A 20356-nucleotide genomic window follows, 5' to 3' on the forward strand; every position below is an offset into this window, starting at 1 on the left:
TTAAACGTTTAACTATATAAAAAAATCACTTTGTAGATTTTCTAATGACAAGTCTAGTATCTAAAACATACTTATTTATCTTTATTTCTTTTTTCTCTATCATATCAATTAACAACTCTGCCGCTTTATAACCCATTTCATAATTTGGCTGTTTTATAGTAGTTAAATCTGGGTCTATCATTTTAGCCATATATATATCATCAAATCCAATTACACCAACTTCTCTAGGAATATCAAATCCCTTCACTTTTAATGCCTTAATTGCTCCTATAGCAATCAAATCATTCCCACAAAAAACACTATCGAATTTTATATCTCTTTTTAAAGCTCTTAAAATTCCTTCATATCCCCAATCACTACTATAATCACCTTCACAAACTAAACAATCTTCAATTTCAAAACCTTCATCTATTAAAGCTCTACAATACCCTTCATATCTATCTCTTGTAGGTTTACTCGTCATTGGTCCAGTTAAATGTAGAATTTTTTTATATCCTCTATTTAGCAAATACTTAACTGCATCATAAGCTCCTTTTACATTATTTACAGTAATTATTCCATGAGTTTTTAATCCTTCTATTTCTCTATCTACAGTTATAACTGGTACTTGAAAAGATGTTAACTTTTTAAATTTATCAGTTCTCCTTGATGAAGCTGTAAATATAATACCATCTACCATTTTTTCCTTAAGCATATCTACATAAATTTCTTCTTTTTGAACATTATTGTCTGAATTACAAAGTATTAAATTATACCCTCTTTCATTCGCCTTATCTTCTGCTCCTCTAGCTAACTCAGGAAAGAATGGGTTAACTATATCAGGAATAATTAAACCAAGTGTATTCGTTCTTTTAGTAACTAAACTACTTGCAACACGATTCGGAACATAACCATACTTTTTTATAATCTCAAGTACCCTATTTCTAGTAGTTTCACTAATATTTTGATCTTTTTTATTTAATATTTTAGATACTGTTGCAGTAGATACTCCTGCTATTCTAGCTATGTCTTTTATAGTTATTTTCATTTTACAACCTCACATTATTTAGGTAAACGTTTTACTAAACCACTTACCTTAATTATACCACTTATTTCTATTAATGCAATATTTTTTTGAAAATAAAAATCCTCGATTTTAATACAATCGAGGATTAAATATATTTATTCATTTATTGGCTTTTTTAATAAGGCAAGCATTAAAGCTGTTACTATTGAACCTATTAAAATAGCTAAAACGTATAAAATTGGACTTCCTTTAACTATTGGAATAACAAATATACCACCATGAGGAGCTGGAAGACCGATATTGAAAATCATTGAAAGTGCTCCAGCAATAGCTGAACCTGTAATTATAGAAGGTATCACTCTGCTAGGGTCAGCTGCTGCAAATGGTATAGCACCTTCAGTTATAAATGACGCCCCCATTATGTAACAAGTTTTTCCTGCTTCTCTTTCACTTTTTGTAAATCTATTTTTAAATATTGTCGTAGCTATAGCTATACCAAGTGGCGGAACCATACCACCTGCCATAACTGCAGCATGTGGAGAAAAGTTTCCTGCTTCTATCATAGCTATACCAAATGTAAATGCAGCTTTATTTATTGGTCCACCCATATCAACAGCCATCATTCCACCTAAAATTAATCCCAACAGAATTTTATTTGCTGTACCCATAGAATTAAGCCAGTTCTGCATAGCTAAATTTAAAGATTTAACAGGATTTACTATAACAAGCAGCATTATAGCACCAGTTAAAAATATACCAAACAGTGGATATAAAAGTACAGGCTTTAATCCTTCAAAACTTGAAGGCAGTTTAGCAAACGTTTTTTTCAAGAATAAAACAATATAACCACCTAAAAATCCTGCAATAAGTCCTCCTAAAAATCCTGCTCCATTGTTAGCTGCTATAAATCCTCCAACCATAGCTGGTGCAAAACCCGGTCTATCAGCTATACTCATACCAATAAATCCAGCTAGTATAGGTATCATAAGCGAAAATGCACTTCCACCGCCAATATCCATTAACAGCTTTGCAAATGGATGAAAAGATGGGTCATTTGGGTCAAATGCCTTAATTCCAAACATAAAAGATAAGGCTATGAGTATACCTCCACCTACTACAAAAGGAAGCATGTTTGAAACTCCATTCATTAAATGTTTATAAAAGCCTGTTTTTTCTTTTTTCTGAATTTTAAACCCCCCACTATCTTTATCATCATGATGATATACTGGAACCTCTCCACTTAATGCTTTTTCTATAAGTCCACCGGGATTCCTTATACCTTGAGTAACTGAAGTCTTAATAACTCTTTTTCCTTCAAATCTAGCCATTTCAACTTTTGTATCAGCAGCTACTATAATAGCCTTAGCTCTTTTTATATCTTCATCTGTCAATCTATTTTTTACCCCAGTTGAACCATTCGTTTCTACTTTTATATTTACACCCATTTCTTTAGCTTTATTTTTTAATGAATCTGCAGCCATATAAGTATGTGCTATACCCGTTGGACAAGCTGTTACTGCTAAAATAATTTCATCTTTATTATTATTAACAGATTTTTCTTTTTTCATTTTCTTCTTTTCTTCCTCATTTATTATTTCTAACAATTCATTTTCAGTTTTTATATTCATAATCTTATTTCTAAAATCTTCATTCATAAGCATTGCAGACAGCCTCGATAACGTTTCTAAATGCTCATCATTTCCATTTTCTTTACCTGCTATCATAAAAAATAAATGAGCAGGCTTACCATCAAGCGAATCATAATCGATACCAGCTTTAGAATATCCAAAAGCTATTGCTGGAATCTTCACTGCATTTGTTTTAGCATGAGGAATAGCAATCCCATCTCCTACACCTGTTGAAAATTGCTCTTCCCTTTTCAATATAGCTTTTTTAAATTCTTCTTTGTTATTCAATTTACCGGCTTTTTCTAATTTGTCAATTAACTCATCAATTACTTCATTTTTTGTAGCAGCCTTTAAATTGAGAATAATGGTATCTTTCCTTAAAAGCTCAGTTATTCTCATAGTTTGTCCTCCCTTTTAAATCAATTTTTTTATAAAAACTTGATCCAGTAAGCTTATTGCATCTTCTCTTTTACATAGATCAAGTGAAAAAGCTGTAGCACTCCCAGTAGCTACTCCCCATTTAAAAGCTTCTAATAAATCACCCATCTGCAAATAACTTGCTAAAAATCCTGCAATAAGCGAATCTCCTGCTCCAACTGAATTTATTACTGTCCCTTTTGGTGAAGATGCATAATATACACCTTTATCATTTATAAGATATGCTCCTTCTTCAGCCATTGAAATAATTAAATTCTGAACTCCCATTTTAATTAGTTTTTCACCATATTCTATTATTTCTTCCTTAGTTTCTATCTTTTTGTTAAAAATTTCACTAAATTCTTGTCTGTTTGGCTTTACTAAGAAGGGTTTCTTCTTTAAACTTTCTATAAGTACATCTCCTGTTGTATCAACTATCACTTTTACATTATTTTTCAAGCATCTTTCTTGAATTCGAGAATAAACATCTCGTGGAAGAGTTTTCTGAACATTCCCTGCAAGAACGAGAAAATCATTAGCTGTCAAACCTTCAATTTTTTTATACAATTCTTTTAAATTTTCTTCTGTAATACAAGGTCCTTCACCATTTATTTCTGTTTCTTCATTTGACTTGAGCTTTACGTTTATTCTAGTATCTCCATTAACCATTATAAAATCAGTATCAATACCTTCTTTTTGTAAAAAATCTTTCACATATTTCCCTGTAAAACCACCTATAAAACCTAACGCTTTATTTTTTACACCAAAATTATTAAGCACTCTTGAAATATTAATTCCTTTACCGCCAGGATATTTATAATTAGTTTTAACTCTATTAACCATTCCAACTTTGAAATCTTCAACTTCAACAATATAATCTATGGAAGGATTAAAAGTTATTGTATATATCATTATTCAGTCACAACCTTTACTTTAGTTTTATCCATATATCTTTCAAGGTCTTCTGGCTCTTCATTTGTTATTATTTCAGCTTTCCTTAAATCAGCAACCTTTACAAAAGCAACTTCTCCAAATTTACTTTCATCTGCCAGCACAAAAACTTCTCTCGAAAGATTTATGGCAGTTTCCTTAAGTATAGCTTCTTCTGAATCAGGAGTTGTAAAACCATACTCTGGATGTATGCCATTTATTCCTATAAAGCATTTATCAAACCTAAATTTCTCTAAATTTTTGAGTGCATCACTTCCTATAACCGCTTTAGTTCTTGCTTTAATCTTTCCCCCGAGAATATAAGCACTAATATTTCTTTCTATAAGCTCATCTATGTGTTTTAATCCATTCGTTACAACAACAATATCTTTTTTATCTATATATTTAATTACTTCATAAGTAGTTGTTCCTGCATCCAAATATATACAATCGCCTTCATCTATAAGTGATGCTGCATATTTTGCTATAACTGATTTTTTATCTATATTTTGAATTTGTTTTTCACTATAACTCGGTTCATTAAATCTACCTTTTAAAAGAGTTGCTCCTCCATGAATCCTCTTTAATTGATTTATACTTTCTAAATAAGTAAGGTCACGTCTTATAGTAGATTCTGAAGTGTTTGTAAGCTTTACAAGTTCATGTATTTTAACTATCCCCTTCTTCTTTAAAGTTTCTAATATTATTTGATACCTTTCTTCTGTTAGCAAGTCCATCACCTCTTTTCTTCTTACATAATCATTATAAATCAAAATCATTCAAAAATCAATCATTTTCGTTCAATATATTTTATTTTCTTTTAACAAAAATCATTTTCAACTAAATTCACTCATATTATTTATAATTTCAAAAAATAATAATAAAGTAAAAAATAAAAATATACATAATTTACAAAAAAATCAAAATTATTGTTGAGTTTTTAAAAAATACATGATAAAATTTTTTTTAAATAAAAAAATTAATTTTTAGGGAGGGGTTCTTTTGAAACTTACAAAACAAATTATTTCAATTTTCTTAGCAATTTTAATTGCTGCATTTCCACTTTTATCTTTTGCCCAGGAAGTTCACTACACTAATAGGAGTGATATTCCGAAGCAATACACTTGGTCTATAGAAGATATTTATAATTCAGACACAGATTGGGAAAGTGATTTTAAAAAACTAGAAAATAGTTTGTCAAAAGTAGAAAACTATAAAGGTAATCTAAAAAGTGAAGAAAGCATTTTAGAAATACTAAAATTAAAAGATGAAATTTTTAGACTTAATGATAAAATATATGTTTATGCAAGTCTTAAAAGAGATGAAGATATCTCTAATCCAAAATATTCAGCTATGGCTGATAGAGCTGAAGGACTTAACACTAAAACAATAGCTGCATTTTCTTTTGTTGAGCCAGAATTATTGTCTTTACCTGAAGAAACATTGAAAAGTTACATCAATAATCCAAAATTTAAAGATTATGACTTTTATTTAAAAAACCTTTTGAGAACTAAAAAACATTCTCTATCTTCAGAAGGTGAAAGAATACTTGCTTTAGCTTCTGATATAGCATCTGTTCCAGAAAATATAGCTTCTACATACAGAAATGTAGACAGAAAAACAGAAGATATTATTTTAGATAATGGAAAAAAAGTAAAAGTTACTCCTGCTATGTATTCAAAATTGTTAGATAATCCAAATAGGGAAATAAGAAAAAAAGCATTTGAATCTGAATTTAAAAGCTTTGAAAAAAATATTCATACTTTAGCTGCCACTTTGGCAGGAGAAGTTAAAACTAATATTTTCTTTGCAAAAGCTAGAAATTATAATTCTGCACTTGAAGCATCATTAGATTCTGATAATATAAAACCTGAAGTTTATAATAATATAATTAAAGCTGTTAATAATAATTTAGAACCACTGCATAAATATGTATCTTTTAGAAAAAAAGTTCTAGGAATAAAAGATAAAGTTAGATATTACGATATGTATGTTCCTTTAGTTAAACAAGTGAAAAATGAATACATAAGTTATGAAAAAGCTCAAGAAATGGTAAAACAAGCATTAGGAGCATTAGGAGAAAATTATATAAAAGATCTTGATAAAGCATTTAAAGAAAGATGGGTAGATGTATATGAAAATGATAATAAAAGATCAGGAGCTTATTCTTGGGGCAGCTACGATACACACCCTTACGTTTTGTTAAATTATAATGGAACTCTTGATTCTGTATCTACTTTAGCTCATGAACTTGGTCATGCTCTGAACTCATATTATTCAAACAGAACTCAACCATACTCAAAAGCACAATATCCTATATTTACAGCAGAAGTAGCATCTACTACTAATGAAGCATTAATGATTGATTATTTAATCAAAAATGCCAAAACAAAAGAAGAAAAAATGTATTTAATTAACTCTTATTTAGAACAAATAAGAGGTTCTATATACACTCAAATTATGTATGCAGAATTTGAAAAAGCTATTCATGAAGCAGCAGAAAAAGGAATTGCTTTAAATAGTAAATTTTTAAATGAAACATGGGGAAATCTAATGAAAAAATATTACGGAAATGATTTTGAAGTTGATGAATTAGCTAAAATATGGTGGTCTAGAATTCCTCATTTTTACTATAATTTTTATGTATATAAATATGCAACAGGACTTTCATCAGGTATAATTTTATCAGAAAAAATGTCAAATAATGAAAAAGGAGCAAGAGAAGCATATCTTGAATTTTTAAGTGCTGGCGGAAATGATTATCCAATTGAACTACTTAAAAAAGCAGGTGTTGATTTATCCACAACTGAACCTATTGAAAAAGCACTTCAAAAATTTGACAGCTTATTAAGTGAACTTGAAAAACTTATGAACGAATAAAAATAAAAAAATAATCAGACATCTCAAACTTTAATCAAACTAATTAATAAGGGATGTCTGATTATTCTTTTTATTTTAAAAAGCATTATTCCCTCTATGTCTATGTCGTCTTCTAAAACATGGAGTACATTTGCCTTTTTTGACATCATCACAACACAATATATAATCTCCACCTTCTATCTTTAATACTTTTCCATTTACTAAACTATCGGCAATTTTTTTCTTTGCATCACTATACATTCTCTGAACAGTAGAACGAGCTACTTCCATTCTTTCTGCACATCGTTCTTGATCAAGTCCTTCTAAGTCCATAAGCCGTATGACTTCATATTCTTCTACAGTCATAGTTATTATATCCTCACTATTTACCATTTCTTTTACAGGTCCAAACATTGTAAAATCTGGAAGTCCACAAACTCTCCTTCTCTTTCTAGGTCTAGGCACTTATCATCACTCTTTCTATATAGTATTATATATATCTTATATTACCAAATTTGTATTATAAGTTCATCATTAACATTAAATTTTTTATAAAAATTAATGAAGCAAGTTATCTTTTTAAATAACCTGCTTCATTAGTTTAAACTTAAACTATTTACTCTACTTTATCATCTTTATTATCATTTTTCTTAAAATTTTGTAATAGTTCTTTTACTCTTTTTAATTCGTTCTCTAATACATTTTCTTGAGCTTTTAAAAATTTTTCTTCATCATAAACTATATTACTTCCATCTTCATAATATCCACTACGTGCCCATCTTGGCAAACCAGTAAGTTTATACATAAATCTATTTCCTCTTCTGAATCCAAATCCTCCACATCTTCTTCCAAAAAATCCTCTTCCAAATATTCTTCTCTGTCCAGTATATTCACCTGAGCAACGTCCAGCACCTCGTCCAGTCATTGGTCCTAATCCTAAAGGACCAGTTCCATCAAGTCTTGGCATATATACTCCTCCTTTTTATATAATTTTAAAAAATAACAAATATTTACTAAAAATTAATCAAACCACAATTTATAAAAAATAAATATTGCTTTTAAAAATCTTTAATTATGGTTTTGGACATATGCTATTTATCTATTTAAAATATATCACTATTTTGGGTATATGTCAATAACTTTTTTTGTTTTTTAATATAAAAAGTCAGGGTAAATTTTATTTTAAAAAGCTACCCTGACCTTTCTCTTCTACAATAATACTTTTCATATATATTTTTATCATTATCCTTAAACCATTTCCTAATTTAAGTTAACAAATTCTACTATCCCTTTTTAAAAATTATATTGTTTTAATTAGTATAGTTTCCTATATATATCTATCATATTTTCTCTTGAAAGCGAAACATAATTATTTATTAAAAGTCTCTGCTGCGATTTTATAACACTATCTGTAAAACTTTCTATCTCACTTTCTTTCATTCCATATTCCCTTAATGGTTTTCTTTCAAGTAATTTATCTAAAACTTCTGCTAAAGCTTCATAAACATTTTTACTTTCACCTATTTTAAGTATTTTTCTAAGAATTGCATTTATATTTTTTATTTTTCCTTCTGGTTTTAACCTATTGTAAGTTTCAAACACTTCAGTAAACATAAGATAATTTGCCTCACCATGAGGAATATGATATGTTCCACCTAATGGATACGACATGGCATGAACTGCACCTACTCCAGTATTTCCAAATGCTATTCCTGCATAATTGCTTCCTATTACAAAATTTTCAATTATATTAATTCTATGTTCAGGACCTTTTTCAATAATTTCCATATAGCCTTCTAATATAAGCTCAATGGCCTTCACTGCAAACAATTCAGTAAAACATGTAGACTTTGGAGATACATATGACTCAAGTGCATGAATTAATGCATCTACTGAACTTGTTACAAAAAATTTATAAGGAAGTCCCTTAACGATTTCAGGTATTAATACAGCATAATCTGCATAAAGTTCATCTGATGCAAGTCCCATTTTTGTTTTTTTACTTTTAATCTCTGATATTGTTATATTTGTAACTTCACTTCCAGTTCCACAAGTTGTAGGTATTATTATCAATTCTTTTTCTTTAACTATTGGAATCTTTTTTTCAAATAATTCTAAAGCACTTTTTGCATCTTTAACTACTAAAAGTTTTGCTATATCTATAATAGAGCCGCCACCAATAGCAATAACTCTATTATAATCATATTTTTTTGCATCATTTATAATTTTATCTATCATTTCATCTGAAGGTTCTCCTTTACCATACTTTTCCTGAAAAATAAAATTAGCCTTTGTATTTAACTCTTTCATAAAAGATTTATACAAAAATTCATTAGTAAGAACTAAATCTTTCTCATTCAGATGAAATTCACACAAAAATTCCTCAAAAGTATTAAATTTATGTATAATTGGTTTTATTTCTAATGCCTTCACCATTATCCCCCCATTTTGCATGAATTTATAAAAGCTGAAAGGTCTTTTACTTATACATAATATATATATTGACTTTTATTTAAAATTACTTTTTAAACCTAAAAAACTAGTAAAAATAAACAGACATTATTATTAGAATTGTCTAAAATTTCTTAAATAATGTCATATCCATTATAGAACTTTCCTGTAATTTGTCAAGGGTAAAGCTTCACTTGCTTTACCCTTGACAAATCATTATCTTCACTCTATTTAATTTAATCATATAAACTTAAAATTAAATTTTAGTTTTTTAATTCAAAAAACTCTAGTAACTTTTAATAAAATTTGGTACATCATCATCAAAATAACTTCCAACTATCATTTCACCATTTTTTAAATAAAATACCACAATATATTTTTTATTTTTAAGATAAGAACTTCTATAAGAAGCATTGTAAGTTCTTAATAATTCTTCAATTTTATTTTTATCTCTAATTTCTACTTTTTTACCTCTTATCATTTCTAAATTATCAGCTATCTTATATATATTTTTTTCAACATCTTTTAACTCTTGTATATCCTTTACAACAGCATATTTAATATCATCAGGCATAACTCTTACTTTTTCATAATATCCATTTTCTTTAAACCACTTTTCTAGTTCTTTATATGATTTTTTAAAATTTAAATACAATGTCTGTCTTTTAGTCCCACATATCTCACTTATACATCTAATATTAATTTCAGCCCAAGGTTCTTTAGTTGATATTATTTCATCATAAGTTTCATTTAATATATCTTTTTTCAGAGCTTCAACTAATTCTCTTACCTTATCTTTATCTGATATTACTATATTTTTATTTATAATATTTACATAAATACTTATATCTGATATTTTATCCACATCTACTTTAAATATTTTATTTCTCTTTTTATATTCATGTGATTCATAAATTTCTCTTATATATGGATTATTATTAAACATCTTTTTAGGTATATTATATTCTCTTACTAATATTTTACCATTTTTTAATTTATATCCTATTGATATATGTTTTCTGCTTTCTTCTACAGGCATGTTTTGTATCTCAGATTTGTTATCTATTATCATTTTGTGTAAATTTCTCACAGCTTTTATATTACTTTCACTGTGAAGTAATCCATAATCATTTTTTAATCTTATTTCTTCCAGATAAGAATCAAAATATACTGACTCTATTTTACTTATCTTAGGCAATCTTTTCTCATATCCTATTAAATCAAAGTCAACAATTGCGAAAAACAATCCTGCAATTATAATAAAAGGAAGCAATCCCCACAGTTTATTAAACACCCATATAGATTTTTCTATTATCATTTCTGCTATTATATACCCAAATACAGCTCCTATAAAAAATCCAAAATACAGCCAAAAAGAACTTTCTCTCCCTATAGCTGAAAAATATAATCCTCCTATAATCATTGTACAAAATGCTACACCATATTTAAATAGAGGCTTTAATATATCAAATGTTATACTATCTCCAGCAGTCTCCAAATTTCTTTTATTGTATAAGTATTTTGAAACGAAAAATAATATAAACAATAATATTATATACCATATTATAATCATAATATTTTTTTCTTTATATAATTGATTAGTTACAGGTATTGCTTTAAAAGCAAAATCTTTAATAAATGTATCAGCCTCTGGAACAAATCCAAATAATATATTATCTAATGCCATTAATACCAAACCTGTCAAACCTAAAGGTAAAAATAAAAATATCAAAGACAGTACAGACTGAATGAATGAAACACCGCTTATCATACCTGCAAATACTGTCATGAAAAGCACAGTATAATTTATAAGAAGTGTAATAAAAAACCATTTATATACATCACTCATAACTATCTTTTCACCAGTATATAATCCTTTATAAACTAAAAACATAATTATAAAGTTTATAAAAACCGGAATAGAAATTATTATTAAATTAGATAATATATGACTGTTAAATAATATATTTCTTGTAAAAGGAAATGAATGTATCATTCCCGCTGAACTTTTCACCTGAATATATCTAAAAATAAGTGTCGCCAATAATATTGGAAATATCACAGAAAATGTAATCTGAAATCCGTGGCTGTATATATTAAAATATCTTTCAATATTAAAATTTATCATATCTGACTCATTAGAACTAATCAAAAACATTATTGGACCGGTAAATATTAAGGCTAAAAAATATAATGCTCCTATTCCCCAAAATCTTTTTAAATCCTCTCTTATAATTCTCTTATTAAAATATGATATTGCTGATTTCATATCCTGCACCTCCTAACTCATATATAAATATTTCTTCTAGAGAAAGCGGTAGTATATCTAATATAACAGGTTTATATCTATTAAAGCTTGATATTATTCTTTCTTTTTCTCCTTTTACAATTAATAAATATACACTTCCACGCTTTTCTTTATGAAGTATTTCAAGTTCTTTATCTAAATTTATAGGAAAATCTTCTCTATATGCTACTTGTATTTTGTGAACATCTGATTTTAAATCATCTAAATTGCTTTCTATAAGCATCTCACCTTTATGCATTATACCTACATAATCACATATATTTTCTAATTCTTTTAAATTATGTGATGAAACAAGTACAGTTGTTTCTCTTTCTGCTACATCTTCTACTACTAAATTCCAAACCTTTCTTCTCATCAAAGGGTCAAGACCGTCTATGGGCTCATCAAGTATTAATACTTCAGGCATACAAGACAAAGCAAGCCAAAAAGATACTTGTTTCTGCATACCTTTTGAAAGTTTATTTATCTTTCTGTTTTCATCTATTTTAAATACTTCATTTAATTTTTTATACCTCTCATCATTCCACTTTGGATATATACTTCTATAATAAGCTGCCATATCTTTAATCTTATACTGCGGAAAGAAATATAAATCATCAGGTATATAACCTATTTTTGATTTTATATTCACATTTTCATATACAGGTTCTCCTAATATTTCTATACTTCCTCTATCCTGTTTATATATGCCTGTTAAATGTTTTATTAGTGTCGTTTTACCAGCTCCATTTGGTCCAACAAGTCCATATATAGAGCCTCTTTTAACTCTTAAATTAACTTTATCTAAAGCCTTAAACTTGTTAAAATACTTATCTAAATTTTCTACTTTAATCATTATCTTCTCCTCCTTTCACTCTATCATAAGTTTCTTCTAACAGTTTCATTAATTCTTCCTTTTCTAAACCTAAATATATCAATTCCGATAAATTCCTAATTATTTCATTTTTTAATCTCTCCACCTTCTTCTCATCCACCTTTTCTATTTCCTTTGATACAAAACTCCCTCTTCCTCTTACGGAGTATATATATCCCTGTCTTTCAAGCTCTCTATATGCTTTTTGAATCGTATTTGGATTTATAGTAAGCTCTTTTGCTAACTCCCTTACTGATGGAATTTTTTCGTCTGCCTTTAGTACATCATTTATTATTAACTGCTTAAATTTCTCCACAAGCTGTTCATATATAGGTTTTCTACTTTTTAAATCTATTTGTATCATTTTGCACCTCCTCGCCTATGTAATAAGTGTACTATTAGTGTTAATACACTTATTATTTTATTCTTTAACTGCACTTTTGTCAATATAAAAATAAAAAATTTCCATATTTACCTTTAAATCAAAAATTAAAAAATGCTCTAAATAAAAAAAAGGTAAGTATTTTAATCAATACCTACCCTTAAAACTCTCATTGCATTAAGAATTGCCAATAAAGCAACTCCTACATCAGCAAATACCGCTTCCCACATAGTTGCATATCCTATTGCCCCTAAAAGTAATACAATACCTTTAATTCCTAATGAAAATATTATATTCTGCCATACTATTTTCTTAGTTCTTCTAGCTATTTTAATAGCATTAATAAGTTTTGAAGGTTCATCTGTCATAATAACTACATCTGATGCTTCAATAGCAGCATCAGACCCCAAAGCACCCATAGCTACACCAATATCTGCTCTAGCAAGAACAGGTGCATCATTTATACCATCACCAACAAATACTAATTTTCCTTTGGTTTTCTTTTCCCTTTCTAAACTTTCTATCTTCTCAACTTTATCTTGAGGTAAAAGTTCTGAGTAAACTTTATCTATACCTAATTTTTCCGCTATTTTATTCGCTACATTTTTATTATCTCCTGTAAACATTACAATATTATTTATACCTAAACTTTTAAGTCCTTTAATAGCTCTCTCTGAATCTTTTTTTATTTCATCAGATATAACTATATATCCTGCATATTGTTTATCTACTGCTATATATACTACAGTTCCAAAAGCATTTATTTTTTCATATCTAATTTTCTCTCTTTCCATGAGCTTATCATTACCTACTAAAATTTCTTTACCTCTTATTGTAGCCTTTATACCACATCCAGATATTTCATTATAATTTTTAATATATTCTTTTATTATTTCTTTATCATATTTTTTTAAAATAGATTTAGCTATAGGATGATTAGAATAACTCTCAGCATAAGCAGCATACTCCAATAGTTCACTTTTATTTATACTACCTTTCTCTCTTATTTCTACAACTTTGAATACTCCTTTAGTCAAAGTACCTGTTTTATCAAATACAACTGTATCTACATCATTAAGCCCTTCTAAATAATTTCCTCCTTTAATCAAAATTCCATTTTTTGAAGCTCCTCCTATTCCTCCAAAAAAACCAAGAGGTATAGATACCACAAGAGCACATGGACAAGATACTACTAAAAATACTAATGCTCTATATATCCAATCTGAAAATTTGGCATTATTTAAAAAAATAGGTGGAATTAATGCTATAGCTAATGCACTAAAAACTACAAATGGCGTATAATATCTTGCAAATTTTGTAATGAAATTTTCAGTTTTAGCTTTTTTACTACTTGCATTTTGTACTAAATTTAAAATTTTTGATACTGTAGACTCTCCAAATTCTTTAGATACTTTTACAGTTAAAACTCCATTTTTATTCACAAAACCACTTAAAACTTCATTTCCTTTTTTCACTTTTCTAGGAATTGACTCTCCAGTTAAAGCTGCTGTATCTACCATAGATTCTCCTTCTACAATAATACCATCTAGAGGAATTTTTTCACCCGGTTTTACAATAATTAAATCCCCTATCTTTACTTTGTCAGGTAAAACTTTTTCTATTTTTTCTCCAGTTTTTAAATTTGCATAATCAGGTCTTATGTCCATAAGCTCTGTAATAGACTTTCTCGACTTATTAACTGCTAAATTTTGCATAAATTCTCCTATTTGATAAAATAACATAACAGCTACACCTTCTGGATATTCTCCAATAGCAAACGCTCCTATAGTAGCTATTACCATCAAAAAATTTTCATCAAAAATTTGACCTCTTTGTATATTTTTAATTGCCTTAAATAATATTTTTCCACCTATCAATAAATAACTTGCTAAAAATAAACTTATTTTAAGCCAAAATGAAAATTTTAATATTACAGCTATAATAAAAATTACTGCTCCTATTATCATAGGAATAAATTCTCTTTTAAAACTATTTTTTGCTATATTTCCCTTCTTGTTATAATGATATATTTTTTCCTTGACTACTACATGAGGTTCATATCTGTTAACTATATTCTTTATAGCTGAAATAGTAGATTTTGTTTTCTTATTATCCTTAACTTCAACAGTTAATGTCTTAGTAACAAAATTCAAATTTGCTGATTTCACATCACCAATTTCATTTACCTTTGCCTCTATTTTAGAAGCACAATTAGCACAATCAAGTCCTTCTAAAATCAATTCAACTTTTGAACTAGCTGACATAAAATGATATCTCCTCTCAAATTATTTATGATTAATATGAATAAGCCCTTGAGCAAATATATTTTTCACATGGTCATCATCAAGTGAATAATAAACTACTTTTCCTTCTTTTCTGTATTTAACAAGACCTGAAGTCTTTAAAATCCTTAATTGATGAGAAATTGCCGACTGAGTCATACCTAATAGAGCAGCTATGTCGCAAACGCACATCTCTTCTTCAAATAGAGCATAAAGAATCTTTATTCTCGTACTATCTCCAAAGACTTTAAAAAGTTCTGCTAGATCATATAAAAGTTCATCTTTAGGCATTTTTTCTTTGACTTTTGTAACTATATCTTCATGAATTACAATGCAATTACACATTTCTATATTAGACTTTTTACTCAATATATTCACTCCTTTCAATATATGAATAATTGTTCATATGTTTTATTATATGTCTTTTTTTCTTAAATATCAACATATTTTTAAAAAATTCAAATTTCCAAAATAAAAAAAATGTCTACCTTCTACTTAATTAGAGGTAAACATTTTTTCTATTTCTTCTGATGGTACAGGCTTACTAAAATAATAGCCTTGCCCTATATCACAAGATTTTTGCTTTAATAATTCTAATTGTCTATATGTTTCTATTCCTTCAGCTATCACTCTTAATTTTAAATCATGTGCTAGTTTTATAATAGATTGTACAATATACCGTTCATTCCTGTTTTCATCTTCAATGTATCTTATAAATTCTCTATCTATTTTTAATGAATCTATTGATAACCTATTTAAATACGTCAAAGACGAATAACCTGTTCCAAAATCATCTAATGCTATAGAAAACCCTAATTTTTTTAGCCTATTTATAGCTTCTATTGCTTGCTGCAAATCCGATATTAATGCAGTTTCTGTTATTTCTATTTCTAATTTACAGCTCTCAATACTACATTTATTTAAAATTTTTTCGAATTTTGAAATAAATCCTTCCTTAGTAAGTGTAGTACTGGATATGTTTATAGAAACTTTTATTTGCTCAAATCCCTTTACCTCCCACTCTCTTTTTTGTCTACACACTGTTTCAATAATCCATTCTTCAATTTCATCTATATATCCCAATTCTTCTGCTAGTGGAATAAAATCTAACGGCGGAATAAATCCTTTTTGAGGATGATACCACCTTATTAAAGCTTCTACTCCTACTATTTTATCTGTCTTTAAATCAATTAATGGCTGATAATACAAAACAAATTCTTTATTTTCAATAGCTTTTCTTAAATCATCACTCATCTCAATATATTTCAAAGTCTTATCATACATATCCTTACTGTAAAATTTGTAACTATTCTTCCCGCTCTCTTTTGCCTTATACATAGCAGTTTCTGCATTTTTTAAAAGAGTTTCATAATCTTTACCATCATAAGGATATAAGGCTATTCCCTTGCTTACTGTTATAAAATATTCATGTTCATTATAATTCCATGAAATTCCTAATTTTTCACTTAATTCATTTACTTTTTTTATTATATTATTTTCATCTGATACATCTTTTAATAATATAGCAAAGCCATCTCCACTCATTCTTCCATAAAAGTCCGGAAAATGAACATTAGTCTTTATTATATATGCAAGTTTTTTAAGTAGAATATCTCCTGCTTTATGTCCTAAAATATCATTCACATATTTAAAATTATCAATATCAAAATATATAAGAGCCATTTTAGAATTTTTATCAGTATTTTGATTTATAGCTTCATTAACCATCTTCTCAAACATATTTGCATTTGGCAATCCTGTCAAAGTATCATAATAAGCCAAATGCTTCAATTTTTTTACTAATAGCTTCATCTGAGTAATATCTATTCCAATTGCAACTAATCCTATTATATTTCCCATCGAATCTTTTAAAACACTATTATTCCACAATATATCAATTATTCTTCCATCTTTAGTTAATATCTTATTTTCCTGATTTTGAACTACCTCTCCATTTACAATCCTTTTAAGAAGCTCTCTTGTATAATCTTTCTTGTCTTCTGGAATAAATATATCCAACCATTTCTTACCTATGACTTCGTTTTCTAAATAACCTGTCAACCTTTCTGCAAATGGATTAAATCTCTTAATTGTACCATCTTTATTTAAAACGACAACAACAGCATAAGTATTTTTTATTATACTATCAGATAATTCTTTTTCCTGTCTTAATTTTTCCAAAACTAATTGAAGTTCTTCATATCTACTGTTTAATTCTTCATCCATAGTAGTTAACTCTTCATATGTAGCAGACAAATCTTCATAACCTTTGTGAATTGTATCCAAAGATTTTTTAAATAAATCTATCTTATTGTAAATTATTAAATAAAACAATATACTTGTTATTACTATGTAAAACCATCCTTTATAAATTTGAATTTTATTGTAAATATCAATATCTTTAACAAATAAACTTAATATTCCATCAGATAATATAATCCAACTAAATCCAAAAACTATATAAACAATTATTATTTTTAAAGTTTCAATCTTAGGTTTTAATTGCTCTTTCTGTTTCAAATATTCAAAATATTGTTTTTGTATTCTTTTTATCTTTTTTTCAAAAAAATTTATATTTTTTTTCATAACTTATTCCTCGCATTTGGATAAGTATAATTTTACACTATATAGGTATATATACCCAATATTAAATCTTTTAATCTTATTTTGTAAAAATATTACATATTTTTTTGTTCATTAAATAGTATTATTAATTTAAATATTATATGACTTTATAAAAATAAAATGAAGTGGCAAAATCAAATTTATTTTACCACTTCATTTTATATAAAATCTATTTATTTTCCATCATGTTTCTAAAACCTCTAAAGTTTTTATTTCCTCTTTTAAATCCTTGCCCTCTACCAAATCCTATACCAAGTCTTTCATTTTTTTCTCTATTTTCACCTGGTGTAGTACAATTTTTCATTCTTTCTGTAATTAATTTCTTATAGTTTTCTCCAGCTTCTTTTGTTAATCTACCATCTTCAACCATTTGATCAATTAATTTGATTTTTTGTTCAAGCAACTGTTCAACTGAAATATTTGATTTGTAAAGCATCATACCATTTCCTCTTCCAAAGGTAGTATTTGTATTTACTGTACTGTTTTCTGCTGCAAATACAGCTCCAATACTACCTAGTGTCAAAGCAGCTCCTAAAGTTAATGTTAAAAGTTTTTTCTTCATTTAACTCATCTCCTTTTTATTTTTTATTTGTTTTACTAATCTTATTATATAGATGAGTTATGAAGAAAATATGAAGACATAAAATTTTTTCTAATAAATATAAATAATTAATATAAAAAATTATTTAGTATATTAAATTTTTATTATTTTAAAAATTTAAGCATATTTACTTGAATAAAATACCTTTTATGTTATACTAAACATGATAATTTTTTGTCAAAACAAAAAGTAAAGGGGGGAAAGTATGCCTAATTGTCCATCTTTATCTTCTTGTCCGTTTTTTAACGACAAAATGTGCTCTAGACCAGCTTTAGCAGAAATGTATAAAAAACGTTACTGTAAAGGTAATTATGAAATCTGTGCACGATTTAAAGTTTCCAAGGCACTTGGAAAAGAACATGTTCCTAATGATTTATTTCCCAATCAATCTGATAAGGCAGAAAATCTAATTAATCGCAAGTAATCTATTAACTGAGTTGTACAAAAATTTTGTACAACTCGAACAAATCAATTCTCATTTCAACATATTCTGTCTATTGATATAGACCTTATATCAGGTTTCATACTTTCCATGGTAAAATAATAAAATTATTTCTCTACATATGACCCAATTAATGTTTCAGATGGTTCATCATCTTGTATTGAATATACTATAAAATCCGGTTTTTCTAATACAACTTCTATAAAAGACTCTATTATTTTTTCAGATTTAATTATTCCTAAACTATTTCCTACTTCTTTTTGTATTTGAATATAATTAGGTATATATTTTAACATATCTTTTTCTAAAGAAGGTATTATTTCCTTTATTTTATTTATATCTCTATCACCCAAATAACACAGTATATCTTTCCAAAATGGATAATAAATAATTAGAGAAATCAATTCACTAAAAGAATTAGCTATCTTTCCCGATTGCCCTTCAGAACTTACATATACAATTGGTGATTTTTCTACATCTATATCACTTATCATAGCATAAACTCCACCTGAAGCATCAGTTGCTAAAATCGTCAATTTTTCTTTAGCATAAAATAAATATTCTTCAGTATTGCTTGACGGCTCACACAATATAAAATCACAATATTCTTCAAGTACTTCCTTAATATCCTCTTTTTTATTAATTTCTAAATATAACTTAGGCAATATCATATTATTTGCTCCTTTTTAGATATTATTTAATATTTCTAATATAACATTTTTATTTGCTATTATCGTAATATTTTCTATATGCTTTTCTATTTTTAAAATCTAAAATTTCCCTAAAAGCTTTTCCATTTTCATACTTCCACGCTGTAACAAATTTGGGCTCAACTTCTATAACTACTTCATTTTCCATATGAGAATATGTATTAAAAGAACCATTATGCACTTTTTTAAATACTTCTATAAAATTTTTACTTTCTCTTTCAAAAGGATGCCCTTTTATTTTTGCATATCCCTCTACTTGAAAATTATCAATACATAAAGCTACATTTGGATTACTTTTTATCTGTTTATACTTTAAAAAAGTTTTATCTGTTTGAAAATATATTTTTGAATTTATTACTATACAGCTCACACTTCTTGCAGTAACTCTATTATCTTTGCTTGTAGCAAGTACCATATATTTTTTTATTTTAATTAACTTTTCAAATTCTATTTTTAGTTCATCAAATTCTATTTCTTCACCTTCTATATATTTTTCTATCTCATCTTCATATATAACTATTTCCGATTTGAAAAATCTTTCTTGAAACTCTATTAACGCTCTAATTTGGTCTTTATTATACATATTCAACTCTCTACTGACTACCAATTTATCTTCATCATCATTTTTTCGATGCACTACTGCAGTAACATATCCTTCATAGGTTTTTAGTGGTTCAAATTCGCCTAAAATATAAGCATCTATTTCCTCTCCATCTCCTGAAACTGTATTAGGAATATATCCATAATTTATTGGATATACAAATCCATGCTTTGGATGTTTTGAGCCTAATGGTCTATCCACTACTATCATAACTTTTTTTCCTAGATATTTTTTCACTATTTATCTCCTTCTTTCATATTT

18 protein-coding genes are annotated in these 20356 nt (G+C 27.3%); 2 read left to right on the forward strand and 16 right to left on the reverse strand.

The features are described from left to right. Positions 1 to 25: 25 nt before the first annotated feature. The 4 genes from BUA90_RS05835 to BUA90_RS05850 all read right to left on the reverse strand — a co-directional run bounded on the left by BUA90_RS05835 (position 26) and on the right by BUA90_RS05850 (position 4760). Positions 26 to 1027, reverse strand: coding sequence for a LacI family DNA-binding transcriptional regulator (locus BUA90_RS05835; RefSeq protein ID WP_072966570.1), 1002 nt, complete (start codon positions 1025 to 1027; stop codon positions 26 to 28). A 134-nt stretch (positions 1028 to 1161) separates the two neighbouring features. Further along, on the reverse strand, positions 1162 to 3033 hold the full coding sequence (locus BUA90_RS05840) for a PTS fructose transporter subunit IIABC (RefSeq protein WP_072966572.1): 1872 nt from the start codon (positions 3031 to 3033) through the stop codon (positions 1162 to 1164). Positions 3034 to 3048: 15 nt separating this feature from the next. Beyond that, on the reverse strand, positions 3049 to 3963 hold the full coding sequence (gene pfkB / locus BUA90_RS05845; protein ID WP_072966574.1) for a 1-phosphofructokinase: 915 nt from the start codon (positions 3961 to 3963) through the stop codon (positions 3049 to 3051). Next, positions 3963 to 4760, reverse strand: a complete 798-nt coding sequence (locus tag BUA90_RS05850) for a DeoR/GlpR family DNA-binding transcription regulator (RefSeq protein ID WP_330390680.1) — start codon at positions 4758 to 4760, stop codon at positions 3963 to 3965. Before BUA90_RS05850 ends, pfkB begins: the two co-directional genes overlap by 1 nt. 223 nt (positions 4761 to 4983) lie before the next feature. Between BUA90_RS05850 and pepF the strand changes: the two genes are divergently transcribed. After that, positions 4984 to 6861, forward strand: coding sequence for an oligoendopeptidase F (gene pepF / locus BUA90_RS05855; protein WP_094756759.1), 1878 nt, complete (start codon positions 4984 to 4986; stop codon positions 6859 to 6861). A 75-nt stretch (positions 6862 to 6936) separates the two neighbouring features. On the opposite strand, the gene BUA90_RS05860 is transcribed toward pepF, so the two are convergent. The 10 genes from BUA90_RS05860 to BUA90_RS05905 all read right to left on the reverse strand — a co-directional run bounded on the left by BUA90_RS05860 (position 6937) and on the right by BUA90_RS05905 (position 18303). Further along, the gene (locus tag BUA90_RS05860; RefSeq protein WP_072966578.1) at positions 6937 to 7305 is read right to left on the reverse strand and encodes a DUF134 domain-containing protein; all 369 of its coding nucleotides are present in this window, start codon (positions 7303 to 7305) and stop codon (positions 6937 to 6939) included. A 151-nt stretch (positions 7306 to 7456) separates the two neighbouring features. Continuing rightward, positions 7457 to 7807, reverse strand: coding sequence for a DUF5320 domain-containing protein (locus BUA90_RS05865; protein WP_072966579.1), 351 nt, complete (start codon positions 7805 to 7807; stop codon positions 7457 to 7459). Between the two features lie 347 nt (positions 7808 to 8154). Then, entirely contained in the window at positions 8155 to 9276 is a 1122-nt protein-coding gene (locus BUA90_RS05870) for a 4-hydroxybutyrate dehydrogenase (RefSeq protein WP_334292691.1), read from the reverse strand. 301 nt (positions 9277 to 9577) lie between these two features. Continuing rightward, positions 9578 to 11560 (reverse strand): coiled-coil domain-containing protein, encoded by a 1983-nt coding sequence (locus tag BUA90_RS05875; protein WP_072966584.1) that lies wholly within the window; start codon positions 11558 to 11560, stop codon positions 9578 to 9580. Further along, complete coding sequence (locus BUA90_RS05880; protein WP_072966586.1) at positions 11535 to 12434, reverse strand: ABC transporter ATP-binding protein; 900 nt, start codon at positions 12432 to 12434, stop codon at positions 11535 to 11537. The genes BUA90_RS05875 and BUA90_RS05880 overlap by 26 nt, the downstream gene beginning before the upstream one ends. Next, positions 12427 to 12816 carry a GntR family transcriptional regulator gene (locus tag BUA90_RS05885; protein ID WP_072966588.1) on the reverse strand — a complete coding sequence of 130 codons (390 nt, stop codon included), beginning with the start codon at positions 12814 to 12816 and terminating at the stop codon, positions 12427 to 12429. Before BUA90_RS05885 ends, BUA90_RS05880 begins: the two co-directional genes overlap by 8 nt. Before the next feature lie 161 nt (positions 12817 to 12977). Beyond that, entirely contained in the window at positions 12978 to 15098 is a 2121-nt protein-coding gene (locus tag BUA90_RS05890; protein ID WP_072966590.1) for a heavy metal translocating P-type ATPase, read from the reverse strand. A 21-nt stretch (positions 15099 to 15119) separates the two neighbouring features. Beyond that, on the reverse strand, positions 15120 to 15461 hold the full coding sequence (locus BUA90_RS05895) for an ArsR/SmtB family transcription factor (protein ID WP_334292692.1): 342 nt from the start codon (positions 15459 to 15461) through the stop codon (positions 15120 to 15122). Positions 15462 to 15611: 150 nt separating this feature from the next. Then, positions 15612 to 17702 (reverse strand): putative bifunctional diguanylate cyclase/phosphodiesterase, encoded by a 2091-nt coding sequence (locus tag BUA90_RS05900; RefSeq protein ID WP_072966594.1) that lies wholly within the window; start codon positions 17700 to 17702, stop codon positions 15612 to 15614. A gap of 208 nt (positions 17703 to 17910) precedes the next feature. After that, the gene (locus tag BUA90_RS05905; protein WP_072966596.1) at positions 17911 to 18303 is read right to left on the reverse strand and encodes a hypothetical protein; all 393 of its coding nucleotides are present in this window, start codon (positions 18301 to 18303) and stop codon (positions 17911 to 17913) included. A gap of 244 nt (positions 18304 to 18547) precedes the next feature. On the opposite strand from BUA90_RS05905, the gene BUA90_RS05910 reads away from it, so the two are divergent. Further along, the gene (locus BUA90_RS05910) at positions 18548 to 18766 is read left to right on the forward strand and encodes a hypothetical protein (RefSeq protein WP_072966598.1); all 219 of its coding nucleotides are present in this window, start codon (positions 18548 to 18550) and stop codon (positions 18764 to 18766) included. Between the two features lie 125 nt (positions 18767 to 18891). Here BUA90_RS05910 and BUA90_RS05915 read toward each other — a convergent pair whose 3' ends face one another. After that, entirely contained in the window at positions 18892 to 19455 is a 564-nt protein-coding gene (locus tag BUA90_RS05915; RefSeq protein WP_072966600.1) for a hypothetical protein, read from the reverse strand. 49 nt (positions 19456 to 19504) lie between these two features. After that, positions 19505 to 20332 carry a pyridoxamine 5'-phosphate oxidase family protein gene (locus tag BUA90_RS12160; RefSeq protein ID WP_094756760.1) on the reverse strand — a complete coding sequence of 276 codons (828 nt, stop codon included), beginning with the start codon at positions 20330 to 20332 and terminating at the stop codon, positions 19505 to 19507. Between the last annotated feature and the right edge of the window lie 24 nt (positions 20333 to 20356).

This window comes from Caminicella sporogenes DSM 14501 (assembly GCF_900142285.1).
GTDB lineage: Bacteria > Bacillota > Clostridia > Peptostreptococcales > Caminicellaceae > Caminicella > Caminicella sporogenes.